General features: G+C 40.4%; 11 protein-coding genes and 1 riboswitch. Of the genes, 10 read left to right on the top strand and 1 reads right to left on the bottom strand.

The window, feature by feature from the left end:
* The first annotated feature begins 18 nt into the window (after positions 1 to 18).
* From E2K98_RS11525 to E2K98_RS11570, 10 genes are all read left to right on the top strand, one after another.
* The gene (locus E2K98_RS11525; protein ID WP_133334382.1) at positions 19 to 2,376 is read left to right on the top strand and encodes an endonuclease MutS2; all 2,358 of its coding nucleotides are present in this window, start codon (positions 19 to 21) and stop codon (positions 2,374 to 2,376) included.
* A 42-nt stretch (positions 2,377 to 2,418) separates the two neighbouring features.
* Positions 2,419 to 2,826, top strand: a complete 408-nt coding sequence (locus E2K98_RS11530; RefSeq protein WP_133334383.1) for a DUF350 domain-containing protein — start codon at positions 2,419 to 2,421, stop codon at positions 2,824 to 2,826.
* Positions 2,827 to 3,068: 242 nt separating this feature from the next.
* On the top strand, positions 3,069 to 4,769 hold the full coding sequence (locus E2K98_RS11535) for an AMP-binding protein (protein ID WP_133334384.1): 1,701 nt from the start codon (positions 3,069 to 3,071) through the stop codon (positions 4,767 to 4,769).
* Between the two features lie 212 nt (positions 4,770 to 4,981).
* The gene (locus E2K98_RS11540) at positions 4,982 to 5,572 is read left to right on the top strand and encodes a TetR/AcrR family transcriptional regulator (RefSeq protein ID WP_026572251.1); all 591 of its coding nucleotides are present in this window, start codon (positions 4,982 to 4,984) and stop codon (positions 5,570 to 5,572) included.
* A gap of 18 nt (positions 5,573 to 5,590) precedes the next feature.
* On the top strand, positions 5,591 to 6,364 hold the full coding sequence (locus tag E2K98_RS11545; RefSeq protein ID WP_133334385.1) for an enoyl-CoA hydratase: 774 nt from the start codon (positions 5,591 to 5,593) through the stop codon (positions 6,362 to 6,364).
* Between the two features lie 109 nt (positions 6,365 to 6,473).
* A complete protein-coding gene (locus E2K98_RS11550) occupies positions 6,474 to 7,247 on the top strand; it encodes an electron transfer flavoprotein subunit beta/FixA family protein (protein WP_133334386.1) in 774 nt (257 codons plus the stop codon).
* A gap of 100 nt (positions 7,248 to 7,347) precedes the next feature.
* The gene (locus E2K98_RS11555; RefSeq protein WP_133334387.1) at positions 7,348 to 8,325 is read left to right on the top strand and encodes an electron transfer flavoprotein subunit alpha/FixB family protein; all 978 of its coding nucleotides are present in this window, start codon (positions 7,348 to 7,350) and stop codon (positions 8,323 to 8,325) included.
* A 198-nt stretch (positions 8,326 to 8,523) separates the two neighbouring features.
* Positions 8,524 to 8,838, top strand: a complete 315-nt coding sequence (trxA, locus tag E2K98_RS11560) for a thioredoxin (protein WP_133334388.1) — start codon at positions 8,524 to 8,526, stop codon at positions 8,836 to 8,838.
* 246 nt (positions 8,839 to 9,084) lie between these two features.
* Positions 9,085 to 10,857, top strand: a complete 1,773-nt coding sequence (uvrC, locus tag E2K98_RS11565) for an excinuclease ABC subunit UvrC (RefSeq protein WP_133334389.1) — start codon at positions 9,085 to 9,087, stop codon at positions 10,855 to 10,857.
* Positions 10,858 to 10,922: 65 nt separating this feature from the next.
* Positions 10,923 to 11,105, top strand: a riboswitch (Lysine riboswitch).
* Positions 11,106 to 11,213: 108 nt separating this feature from the next.
* Positions 11,214 to 12,437 carry an aspartate kinase gene (locus E2K98_RS11570; protein WP_133334390.1) on the top strand — a complete coding sequence of 408 codons (1,224 nt, stop codon included), beginning with the start codon at positions 11,214 to 11,216 and terminating at the stop codon, positions 12,435 to 12,437.
* A 90-nt stretch (positions 12,438 to 12,527) separates the two neighbouring features.
* On the opposite strand, the gene E2K98_RS11575 is transcribed toward E2K98_RS11570, so the two are convergent.
* Complete coding sequence (locus E2K98_RS11575; RefSeq protein WP_133334391.1) at positions 12,528 to 12,983, bottom strand: YslB family protein; 456 nt, start codon at positions 12,981 to 12,983, stop codon at positions 12,528 to 12,530.
* Between the last annotated feature and the right edge of the window lie 52 nt (positions 12,984 to 13,035).

Genomic DNA, 13,035 nt, shown 5'->3' on the forward strand with positions numbered 1-13,035 from the left:
ATAAGGAGGTCTCTTTCCATGCAAGAAAGAACCTTAAAGGTATTAGAATTCATTAAAGTGAAGGAACAGTTGCTTGACCATGCTGCTTCCTCACTTGGTAGAGATAAAATAAAAAACCTTGTTCCCTCAACAGATTTTTCCGAAGTCGTGAAACTCCAAGCAGAAACGGATGAAGCGACAGCTGTACTAAGGTTAAAAGGAAATGTGCCTCTCTCAGGGGTTCACGATATACGGGCACATATTAAACGTTCGGTCATTGGCGGTGTCTTGAGCACGCATGAGTTGGTTCAAACTGCCAGCACGATCTATACAAGCCGGCAAATGAAACGTTTTATTGAGGAGATTGCGGATGAAAAATTGGATCTACCTATTTTAGCAGACCAAGCCGGACAAATTATTCCGCTGACAAACCTTGAACATTCAATTAAATATGCCATTGATGAAAGTGGAGAAGTGTTAGATGGGGCCAGTGAGCTATTGCGTTCGTTGCGGTCCCAAATGCGCTCCAATGAGGCAAGGATCCGCGAAAAGCTTGAAAGCATGATTCGTTCTTCAAGTGCGCAAAAAATGCTGTCTGATGCGATTGTGACGATTCGTAATGACCGATACGTTATCCCGGTAAAACAGGAATATCGCGGACACTACGGCGGAATCATCCATGACCAAAGTTCCTCCGGACAAACATTATTTATTGAACCACAGGCAATTGTTCAATTGAATAATCAGCTCCAGGATATTCGGGTAAAAGAGCAGCTTGAAATTGAACGGATATTAACGGAGTTATCAGCAAATGTGGCTGAGCATGAGTCCGAACTAAAGGTAATTGTTGAAGTTCTTGGTGATTTGGATTTTATTTTTGCAAAAGCACGATATGGCCGGCAAATTAAAGCGTCAATGCCAATCATGAATAATGAAGGAAGAATTCGTTTATTTAAGGCAAGACATCCATTAATCCCGATTGAGGAAGTGGTCGCTAACGATATTTTCCTTGGAACAGACTATTCAACGATTGTGATTACTGGACCAAACACGGGCGGGAAAACAGTGACATTAAAAACATTAGGTTTATGTTCGTTAATGGCTCAAGCTGGGTTGCAGGTGCCAGCATTAGATGGTTCGGAGCTCGCTGTTTTTCATGCCGTGTATGCTGACATTGGCGATGAACAGTCAATTGAACAAAGCTTAAGTACCTTTTCCTCCCATATGGTCAATATTGTCGATATCTTAAACAAAGTGGATTATAAAAGTCTGGTTTTATTTGATGAACTTGGCGCCGGTACTGACCCGCAAGAGGGTGCGGCATTAGCCATCTCAATTTTAGATGAGGTGCATAAAAGGGGAGCGCGGGTGATTGCCACGACCCATTACCCTGAATTAAAGGCCTATGGCTATAACAGGGAAGGGGTCTTAAATGCGAGTGTCGAATTTGATGTAGAAACACTTAGCCCAACGTACAAGCTGCTATTAGGGGTACCAGGGCGAAGCAATGCTTTTGAGATTTCCAAGCGACTAGGATTGAACGACCGGGTAATCGAGGCTGCCCGCTCCCATGTCAGTGAGGATACCAATCAAATCGATAAAATGATTGCTTCCTTAGAGGAAAGTAAGCGCCAGGCTGAAAGAGAACAGGAAGAAGCCCGTGATTACTTAAAGCAGGCAGAAAAGCTTCATAAGGACCTGCAAAAACAAATGATAGAGTTCTACGAGAATAAGGACAGCTTGCTCGAAAAAGCGGCCGAAAAGGCTAAGGATATTGTTGATGAGGCAAAAGGAGAGGCTGAAAAAATTATTCGTGACCTTCGGAAAATGCGCATGGATAAGCATGCCGAGATTAAGGAACATGAGTTAATTGATGCGAAAAGACGCCTTGAAGAAGCAGCACCTGAAATCAAGAAATCAGCAAATTCAACAGCGAAGAAAACGAAAAAACATACATTTGCATCTGGTGATGAAGTAAAGGTTTTAACTTTTGATCAAAAAGGCTTTTTAATCGAAAAAACTTCATCAGGTGAATGGCAGGTTCAAATTGGGATTCTCAAAATGAAGGTGAAAGAAAAAGACTTGGAATATTTGAGCACCCCAAAACAAGTAGATACAAAACCTATGGCCATTGTAAGAGGAAGAGATTCTCAAGTAAAACTTGAACTGGATCTTCGCGGGGAAAGATATGAGGATGCCTTGTTAAAGGTGGAAAAATATATCGATGATGCATTATTATCAGGGTATCCACGTGTTTCGATTATCCATGGAAAGGGTACGGGGGTTTTAAGGCAAGGGGTTCAAGAATATTTACGAAATCACCGCTCCGTTAAAAAAATTCGCTTCGGAGAAGCCGGTGAAGGCGGATCAGGTGTAACCGTGGTTGAATTCAAGTAGATTTCAACTGGTGAATTTAAATCATGTTCGGGGAGAAGCGTAATGAACCAGTTTTGGGAGAACGACTATATTCAAATTGCAGCCAATTATAGTGTTGTTATTTTATGTATGATTGTCTTTTTAGCGATTTTTGAAGTGGTAACGAAATATCGAAATTGGGAAGAAATTAAAAATGGAAATATGTCGGTGGCAATGGCGACAGGGGGGAAAATATTTGGAATCGCCAATATTTTCCGCTATTCCATTGAGCAGAATGAATCGCTGCTCATGATGATTGGCTCAGGAGTTTTTGGGTTTGTGCTTCTTTTAGCCGGTTATTTTATCTATGAATTTCTAACGCCGAAATTTAAGATTGATGAAGAGATTCAAAGTGATAATCGGGCAGTTGGTTTTATTTCGATGGTCATATCAATCGGATTATCTTATGTAATTGGTGCAGGAATATCGTAAGGGGAGAACTTTAGTGGAGACATTAGCAAAGGTACTGATGGGATTGTGCGGGCTGTTTTTGCTGATCGGATTAATTTATATGATCTTTTTTTAAATACAAACCGCTGAAAATATTCAGCGGTAATTTTTTTGCTTTGTTACTGGCTCAAACTTCGTACCGCTTTTCATTGTCTAAAAAATTCACCTATATTATAATGAAAGTAGTTAGAATTTTTTAATAATTTTAAAAAAGGAGGAGTTCAATGTCCGACCTCAAACCATGGTTAAAACACTATCCGGAGGAAATTCCCGCCACATTGGAGTATTCTACAGAGCCTGTTCAGCAATATTTAATCAATGCAGCCAAAAATTATCCAGATAAGATTGCGATTCATTTTATGGGGAAGGAAATGACTTATAAAAAGCTTTATGAAGAGTCACTCGTGTTTGCCGGGTATCTTCAGGACCTCGGGATTTCAAAAGGTGACAGGGTCGCAATTATGCTTCCAAATACACCACAGTCAATTGTTGCCTACTACGCTATTCTTATGGCGGGCGGTATTGTCGTTCAGACCAATCCTTTGTATACGGAAAGGGAACTTGAGTATCAGATGAAGGATTCAGGGGCAGTCGCCATCATTACCCTCGATATCCTCTATCCGCGTGTATCCAGTGTACAATCGCGAACCGATCTCAAGCATATTTTTGTAACCGCCATCAAAGATTATCTGCCATTTCCAAAAAAATTAGTTTATCCGTATATCCAGAAAAAACAATATGGAATTGTCGTCAATGTAAAGCATGAAGGAAGTACCCATCTTTTGAAAGAGATTATAAAGGGTCAGCCGAAGGAATTAAAGGAGTTTGATTTCAATTTTGAGGAAGATTTAGCCTTACTCCAATATACAGGAGGAACAACGGGTTTTCCGAAAGGGGTTATGCTAACGCATAAAAATTTAGTCTCAAATACTTCAATGTGTCAGGCATGGCTTTATAAATGTAAACCGGGTGAAGAATCAGTCCTTGGAATCCTGCCTTTTTTTCATGTGTATGGCATGACAGCTGTTTTGATATTATCTGTTATGCAGGCGCAAAAAATGATTTTATTACCCAAATTTGATGTCGTTACTACATTAAAAACAATTGATAAAATGCGCCCGACCCTTTTTCCAGGTGCACCAACCATTTATATAGGTCTATTGAATCATCCTGATTTGAAAAAATACAATCTTTCTTCCATTAAGGCCTGTATTAGCGGGTCTGCTCCATTACCAGTTGAAGTTCAGCAGAAGTTTGAAGACGTAACCGGAGGCAAATTGGTAGAAGGTTATGGTTTAACAGAGTCCTCACCTGTTACCCATTCGAATTTCCTTTGGGACCGTCCAAAAGTGAAAGGAAGTATTGGGGTTCCGTATCCAGATACGGACGCCGCGATTTTTTCAATGGAAGGTGAAAGACTTCCTGTGGGAGAAATCGGTGAAATTGCCGTAAAAGGACCACAAGTAATGAAAGGCTATTGGAACCGGCCCGAGGATACAGAACAAACCTTACGAGATGGTTGGCTGTTAACGGGAGATCTTGGCTATATGGATGACCAAGGATATTTTTATGTGGTCGACCGTAAAAAAGACATGATTATTGCAGGCGGGTTCAATATTTATCCTAGAGAGATAGAGGAAGTTTTATATGAACATCCGGATGTACAAGAGGCTGTAGCCGCAGGAATTCCTGATCCATATCGCGGGGAAACGGTTAAAGCTTATGTTGTACTAAAAGATGGTTCAACTGTCACAGAGGATGAATTGAATCAATTTACTAGAAAATATCTAGCTGCCTATAAGGTACCAAGAATTTATGAATTTAGAAAGGAGCTCCCAAAAACAGCTGTTGGAAAAATTTTAAGAAGAACATTGGTTGAGGAAGAAAAGAAAAAACTAGATGAGGAACGACCTAAGCATGCATAACATGGAAAGGCCGTGAAATTCAGGTCTTTTATTTTTTGACAGAATCAGCTTGTCTTCTTTTGTTGTTTAAAGTTTTCGGAAAAATTGGTATAGTATTTCTTGACAGATGTTTGAATAAAATCTATTATTAATTTATGAATGATGGTTCATTCATTTTCTATCCCAGATAAAAAATGAATGAACTTTTTCTTCAAAGGGGGGATATGACAACGATGAAAAAAAATAAACCAAAGTATATGCAGATTATTGATGCAGCAGTAATTGCCATAGCAGAGAATGGCTACCACCAAGCTCAGGTTTCGAAAATTGCCAAGCAGGCAGGAGTGGCTGATGGTACCATTTATCTTTATTTTAAAAACAAAGAAGACATCCTAATCTCACTCTTTGAAGAAAAAATGGGGAACTTTGTTGAAAAAATTGAGGAAATGATAGCAGGAAAACACTCGGCGGCAGAGAAATTATTAATAATGATAAAAGCTCATTTTCAAATGCTCTCTGATGATCATCACTTGGCAATTGTTACCCAGCTCGAATTACGCCAATCCAATAAAGAATTGCGCTTAAAAATAAACGACGTTCTAAAAGGATACTTAAAGCTGATAGAGAGAATCGTGTTGGAAGGCAAGGAAACAGGGGAATTTTCAATTGACCTGGATGTGCGCCTTGCAAGGCAGATGATTTTTGGCACAATTGATGAAACCGTGACATCGTGGGTAATGAATGAGGAAAAGTTTGATTTATACGCACTTGCACCCTCGGTCCATCATCTTTTAATTAATGGATTTGGGAGCCGGGAGTGTTAATCAAATGGGGGGAGAAAATTGAAATTTTTAAAATGGTCTAAAGAAGACCAAATCGCAACCATCACGATTGAACGTCCTCCGGCGAATGCCCTTTCATCAGGTTTACTCAAGGAACTTTCGTCTGTGTTGGATGAAATTGAATCGAATCTTGATGTAAAAGTGATTGTACTACATGGAGAGGGGCGCTTTTTCTCAGCGGGGGCTGATATTAAGGAATTCACGACCATTTCTTCGTCAGAAGGTTTTTCGCAGCTTGGTAAATATGGACAAGATGTTTTCGAACGTATGGAGAAGTTTCCAAAGCCGATTATTGCCGCCATTCACGGGGCTGCTCTTGGCGGGGGCTTGGAGCTGGCAATGGCCTGCCATATCAGGCTTGTCAGCGAAACGGCGAAGCTTGGCTTACCGGAACTTCAGCTTGGGTTAATTCCAGGTTTTGCTGGAACGCAGCGACTGCCAAAATATGTCGGAGTTGCCCGTGCTGCAGAAATGCTTTTTACTTCTGAGCCAATTACTGGTGTACAGGCTGTTCAACATGGGCTTGCTAACCATGCTTATCCAGAAGGGGAAGTATTAGAAAACGCTTATAAATTGGCTAGGAAAATTTCTAAAAAAAGCCATGGCTCTTTAAAGTCAGCTATACTATTATTAAATTATGCAAAAACAGAAGAGTTCTATGAAGGTGTAAAAAAGGAAGCCGAGTTATTTGGTGAAGTATTTATGTCAAATGACGGCCAAGAAGGAATCCAAGCCTTTATTGAAAAAAGGGAACCACATTTTAAAGGTGAATAAACTTCGCTAGCGTGGTTGAACGCGCATCGAAGCCTTTATAAAATTTTTTTCGAAAAAGTTTTCTTAATCTTTCAAACTGAGCGAATGCTCGAAATTTAGGAGGGAAACCATGAACATTTATGTGTTAATGAAAAGAACCTTTGATACTGAAGAAAAGATTTCGATTTCCGGAGGAAAAATCAATGAGGACGGTGCAGAATTTATCATCAATCCTTATGATGAATATGCGATTGAAGAAGCCATTCAAGTACGAGATGCAAACGGCGGCGAAGTAACCGTCATTTCCGTTGGCACTGAGGAAGCTGAAAAGCAATTACGTACAGCATTAGCGATGGGTGCTGACAAAGCGGCTTTAATTAACATTGAAGATGATATCGAACACGGTGATCAATTCACAACTGCAAAGATTCTTGCTGAATACTTAAAGGACAAAGATGCCGATTTAATCCTTGGCGGTAATGTGGCAATTGACGGCGGCTCTGGTCAAGTGGGTCCACGCGTTGCAGAACTATTAAATATTCCATATGTAACAACCATCACAAAGCTTGAAATTGACGGAAGCAATGTAACCGTTACCCGTGATGTTGAAGGAGATTCTGAGGTGATTGAAACGAGCCTTCCATTGCTTGTTACAGCACAGCAAGGCTTAAACGAACCTCGTTACCCTTCATTACCGGGAATCATGAAAGCGAAAAAGAAACCGCTTGAAGAACTTGAATTAGATGATCTTGATCTTGAGGAAGATGACGTTGAAGCAAAAACAAAAACAATTGAAATTTATTTACCGCCTAAAAAAGAAGCTGGAAAAGTTTTAAGTGGAGAGCTTGCTGACCAAGTAAAAGAACTTGTTCAACTTCTTCATACGGAAGCAAAAGTAGTTTAATCGGTTTACAATAAGAGACTTGTCAATTGGCTTAGGAAGTTGGGGAAGGAAAAAGACAGGGTTGAACGATTAGCCAAAATTGTTGCAGGAGGTAAAGGGAATGTCTAGAAAAGTATTGGTATTAGGGGAAGTCCGTGACGGATCATTACGTAATGTTTCATTCGAAGCAATTGCTGCTGCGAAAACAGTGGCAGAAGGCGGAGAAGTGGTTGGAGTTTTGGTCGGCGAAGCTGTAAGCGCTTTAGGTTTAGAACTCATTAAATACGGTGCGGATCGTGTCGTTGTTGTCGAAGATGAGAAATTAAAGCAATATACATCAGATGGTTATTCTCAAGCTCTTTTAGCTGCAATTGAGCAAGAAAAGCCGGAAGGTCTTGTTTTAGGCCATACTGCACTTGGAAAGGATTTATCTCCAAGGATTGCCGGCAAGCTTGGCTCCGGCCTCGTTTCTGATGCTACTGCAGTTGAAGCTGCAGGTGGTAACATTGTCTTTACAAGACCAATCTATTCAGGTAAAGCATTTGAAAAGAAAATCGTAACAGATGGCTTAATTTTTGCATCTGTTCGTCCAAACAATATTGCTCCATTAGAAAGAGACGACAGCAGAACAGGCGAGGTTTCCAGCCTTTCTGTTGATATTAAAGACCTTCGTGCGATTATTAAAGAGGTAGTTCGCAAAGCAAGCGAAGGAGTTGACCTAAGTGAGGCGAAGGTAGTTATTTCCGGCGGACGCGGTGTGAAAAGTGCCGAAGGCTTTGAACCGTTAAAGGAATTAGCGCAAGTTCTTGGCGGGGCAGTTGGAGCTTCCCGTGGTGCATGTGATGCTGATTACTGTGATTACTCCCTGCAAATCGGGCAGACTGGTAAGGTAGTAACTCCTGATTTATATATTGCCTGCGGTATTTCCGGAGCGATTCAACACCTTGCGGGAATGTCTAACTCTAAAGTAATTGTTGCCATCAACAAAGATCCGGAAGCCAACATCTTTAAAGTAGCTGACTATGGTATTGTCGGCGACCTATTTGAAGTCGTACCAATGTTAACGGAAGAGTTTAAAAAACTTAAAGTTCACTCATAATAAGAAAAGCGAAGGCGAGGGTGCTCACGCTTGAAAATTGAAGCGAGCGGAATGATCCGCTCGCTCTTATTACGATTTTGTAAAGAATACTTATGGATTTAATGGGAAAAATATCTACGAAACATATTATTAGCTTGATTTACCAAACGATGGTATACTTTCGGTAGTAATTCAGTAATTTATAGGAGGTCAATATAAATGGCTATTTCACATGTAACTGATCAAAACTTTTCTGCTGAAACAGGTTCAGGTCTTGTTCTTGCAGATTTCTGGGCACCATGGTGCGGACCTTGTAAAATGATCGCTCCTGTTCTTGATGAACTTGATTCAGAAATGGGCGAAAAAGTAAAAATCGTTAAACTTGATGTTGACGAAAACCAAGAAACTGCCGCTAAATACGGCGTTATGAGCATTCCAACTTTGCTTGTTTTCAAAGATGGCGAAGTTGTCGATAAAGTTGTCGGCTTCCAACCAAAAGACGCATTAGCAGGCGTGTTACAAAAACACGTTTAAAAATAGCCCAAAAAACCTTAGCTGGAACTTTCCGGCTAAGGTTTTTATTTTTCCTATAAAACACAGCTTTTCTTTAAACGTAATTTAATTTAAACTTTAGCTATGTTAGAGAATAATGTTGATTATTAAACCTTAGTTGATTGGAGCGGAAGGTGAGGAGGCTCCCCAGACCGCCCACGAACCGCAAGCACCTGGAGCGGTAATCAACTTTTAAACAGATATAAAGAATGGGGTGGGGTGGCCGGAATGAACGAAACAATAAAACAAAAATTAACATTACTGCCTGATCAGCCTGGCTGCTACTTAATGAAAGACCGCCAAGGAACAATTATTTATGTAGGTAAAGCAAAAGTCTTAAAAAATCGTGTCCGCTCCTATTTTACCGGCTCACACGATGGCAAAACATTGAGACTGGTAAATGAAATTGAGGACTTCGAATACATTGTAACTTCCTCTAATATTGAAGCACTGCTTCTTGAATTAAATTTAATTAAAAAGTACGATCCTAAATACAATATCATGCTAAAGGATGACAAAAGCTATCCGTTTATAAAACTGACAGCAGAAAGGCATCCAAAGCTAATCATTACAAGAAAAGTTAAAAAAGATAAAGGCAAATATTTTGGTCCCTATCCGAATGTTGGAGCAGCAAATGAAACAAAAAAGCTGCTTGACCGCCTCTATCCATTACGGAAATGCTCGACCCTGCCGGACCGCGTCTGCCTTTATTATCATTTAGGACAATGCCTCGCACCATGTGTGAATGAAGTGGCGGAAGAACAATACAAGCAAATGACCGATGAAATTACCCGCTTTTTAAATGGCGGCTATAAGGAAATCAAAAAAGATCTTACCGAAAAAATGACCGCAGCGGCGGAAGAATTGGATTTTGAGCGTGCAAAAGAATTCCGCGATAAAATTATCCATATTGAAACGATTATGGAAAAACAAAAAATCACGATGACTGATTTTACTGACCGTGATGTGTTTGGCTATGCTGTTGATAAGGGCTGGATGTGTGTCCAAGTCTTCTTTGTCAGGCAAGGGAAACTCATTGAGCGGGATGTATCCATGTTCCCGATTTACAATGAACCAGAGGAGGAAATCCTCACCTACCTAGGTCAATTTTATCAGAAGTCCAATCATTTTAAGCCAAAGGAGATTTTAATCCAGGATGAAATTGATCTCGACATGGCTGAACAACTTCTTGAAGTAAAGGTGTTGAAGCCTCAGCGCGGGCAGAAAAAAGATCTCGTTAAAATGGCGATTAAAAATGCGAAGATTGCCTTGAATGAGAAATTTTCATTGATTGAGAAAGATGAAGAGAGAACGATTAAGGCTGTAGAGACCCTTGGAAATCTTCTTGGAATTTATACGCCGCATCGGATTGAAGCCTTCGACAATTCAAATATTCAAGGGACGGACCCGGTGTCGGCAATGGTCGTATTTACCGATGGAAAGGCAAACAAACGGGAATACCGCAAATATAAAATTAAATCCGTTCAGGGACCTGATGATTATGAGTCAATGCGCGAGGTTACGAGACGAAGATATGCAAGGGCTTTAAAGGAAGAACTACCACTTCCGGATTTAATCATCATTGACGGTGGGAAGGGACATGTCGAGGCGGTTAGAGATGTATTAGAAAATGAACTTGGTCTCGATATTCCAATCTCCGGCCTAGTGAAGGATGAAAAACACCGTACATCTCAATTGTTGTACGGGAATCCCCTTGAAATAGTCCCGCTTGCAAGGAACAGTCAGGAGTTTTATTTGCTGCAAAGAATTCAAGACGAGGTTCACCGATTCGCGATTACCTTTCATCGCCAGATCCGTGGCAAAACAGTTTTTCAATCGCTGCTCGATGATATCCCCGGTATTGGAGAGAAGCGGAAAAAAATGTTATTAAAGCATTTTGGTTCCGTGAAAAAAATGAAAGAGGCCAATCTTGAGGAACTTATTGAAGCTGGCCTGCCGGTAAATGTTGCTGAAGAATTAATGAAAAAACTTCAAAGTTGACCGTTGTCAGAAGAATAGTCCTATGCTATAATGAGTGAAAATTTAATAACACTTTATCAACGTAAAGTGTAGGTAGAGGTGCGAGCTTCAAGAGTAGTGGTTCTGAGAAGGATGAGCTTCAAGGAAGAATCATGAAAGGGAATGTTCGCCGAAGTGAAGAGAGTCTCATTTCTTTCTTTGCTGGTCCTGTGTTGAATAAATACTGGATTGTCAAGACTACTAGTAGGTCTTGGAGAGCTATCTTACATTGTAAACGCAAGAAAACTTTTTTTGTGTTCCCAAAGCAATGAGATACTCTTCTCATTGCTTTTTTTGTTTTTCAGAACTACATAGCCTTACAGGAAGAAGGGGAAAAAATGGGTTTAATTGTACAGAAATTTGGGGGAACGTCCGTTGGCAGTGTTGAAAGAATCATGAATGTGGCGGAACGAGTGAAAGATGAAACGATATTAGGAAACCAAGTGGTGGTGGTTGTTTCCGCGATGGGAAAATCAACAGACCAGCTTGTAAAATTAGCTAAAGAAATTTCTCCACAGCCAAGTAAACGGGAGATGGATATGCTGCTTACAACGGGGGAGCAGGTCTCGATTGCCTTATTATCGATGGCATTAAATCAAAAAGGACTTGAGGCTGTTTCCTTTACAGGCTGGCAGGCGGGAATTGTTACGGAACCTGTTCACGGAAATGCCCGAATTACCGATGTTAGAACGGAGGCAATTGAAAGCCAATTGTCACATCGAAAGGTTGTCATCGTTGCCGGTTTCCAAGGCATTACCGAAAGCGGCGAGATTACCACACTAGGACGCGGGGGCTCTGATACTACGGCAGTCGCATTGGCAGCTGCACTAAAAGCGGATCGATGTGATATTTACACAGATGTAACCGGGGTATATACGACTGATCCCAGGTATATTAAAGGAGCAAGAAAGTTGAAGTCTATTTCTTATGATGAAATGCTTGAACTTGCCAATTTAGGTGCCGGTGTACTCCACCCAAGGGCTGTCGAGTTTGCGAAGAATTATCAGGTACGGCTTGAAGTTCGTTCAAGTATGGAGAAAATTGAAGGAACAATCATTGAGGAGGAAGCAACAATGGAACAAAATCTAGTAGTCCGCGGTGTCGCATTTGAGGATCAAATTACGAAAGTAACGGTATTAGGTCTGGCGAATTCATTAACAAGCCTGTCTACCATCTTTACAACACTTGCACAGCATCATATTAATGTTGATATTATTATTCAAAGTACAACAGAGGCAGGAGCTGCAAATCTTTCTTTCTCAATCAAGACTGAAGATTTAATGGAAACTTTAAAAGTTCTTGAGGATCATAAAGAATTGCTAGGCTACGAGCAAATTGATGCAGAAAACCAATTATCCAAGGTGTCTATCGTCGGTTCAGGAATGATTTCCAATCCGGGGGTTGCTGCCAGAATGTTTGAAGTATTGGCTTCCAATCAAATTCAAGTAAAAATGGTCAGCACCTCAGAAATTAAGGTGTCAGCAGTGATCGAAGAAGAAAATATGCTAAAAGCCGTCCAAGCACTTCACAACGCCTTCGAACTATCCTCCGTAACAGAATAACAATGTCCGTCTGAGGCGGATAAAACAAGCAATTTGTCCACGAACGGTGACAGGCACTATGTGAATTCTTCACATAGTGCCTGTCACTTTTTAGTCTAGGGTATCTTTTTTGTCCCATTTTACAGTGAAGAGTACTTTGTTGGATTTTTTTATAGGGTGTTCGAAGGTTTCAGCGATGACCTTTTTTTGAAGTTCGATTTGCTGGGCAAGGAAACCGGCCTCGAGCTGGAAGTAATATTCAGCCTTTGATTTCACTCGGGAAACAATTAGTGGACTAATGAGTTCAAATTCCATTTCATCCTTATTCTCATTTTTAATCGTTAAGTGTCCCCATGAAGCCCTCTCGAAAAACTCAATCAGTTCATCATAATGATTTAAAGGGTACATTCTAGCTAATCGCTTTCCTGCCCAATATAGTATTTCAGGAGTGTCTTTTCCTAAAATTTCGGGTAAAAGAATTTCTCTGATTAGCTCATATCCAAAAATCGACACCGTTCTCGTCTCATCTGATTGCGTGTTTAAATTAACTGCCGTACTATCGTTCAATAGTATCCCCTCTTTCTACCATTCTATTATATACAATATTGGTTAAATTTCA

This window comes from Bacillus salipaludis, from assembly GCF_004358205.1.

Coding starts and splice junctions, on each gene's coding strand:
- E2K98_RS11525 (WP_133334382.1), top strand. CDS start 19: ATGCAAGAAAGAACCTTAAAGGTATTAGAATTCATTAAAGTGAAGGAA.
- E2K98_RS11530 (WP_133334383.1), top strand. CDS start 2,419: ATGAACCAGTTTTGGGAGAACGACTATATTCAAATTGCAGCCAATTAT.
- E2K98_RS11535 (WP_133334384.1), top strand. CDS start 3,069: ATGTCCGACCTCAAACCATGGTTAAAACACTATCCGGAGGAAATTCCC.
- E2K98_RS11540 (WP_026572251.1), top strand. CDS start 4,982: ATGAAAAAAAATAAACCAAAGTATATGCAGATTATTGATGCAGCAGTA.
- E2K98_RS11550 (WP_133334386.1), top strand. CDS start 6,474: ATGAACATTTATGTGTTAATGAAAAGAACCTTTGATACTGAAGAAAAG.
- E2K98_RS11555 (WP_133334387.1), top strand. CDS start 7,348: ATGTCTAGAAAAGTATTGGTATTAGGGGAAGTCCGTGACGGATCATTA.
- trxA (WP_133334388.1), top strand. CDS start 8,524: ATGGCTATTTCACATGTAACTGATCAAAACTTTTCTGCTGAAACAGGT.
- uvrC (WP_133334389.1), top strand. CDS start 9,085: ATGAACGAAACAATAAAACAAAAATTAACATTACTGCCTGATCAGCCT.
- E2K98_RS11570 (WP_133334390.1), top strand. CDS start 11,214: ATGGGTTTAATTGTACAGAAATTTGGGGGAACGTCCGTTGGCAGTGTT.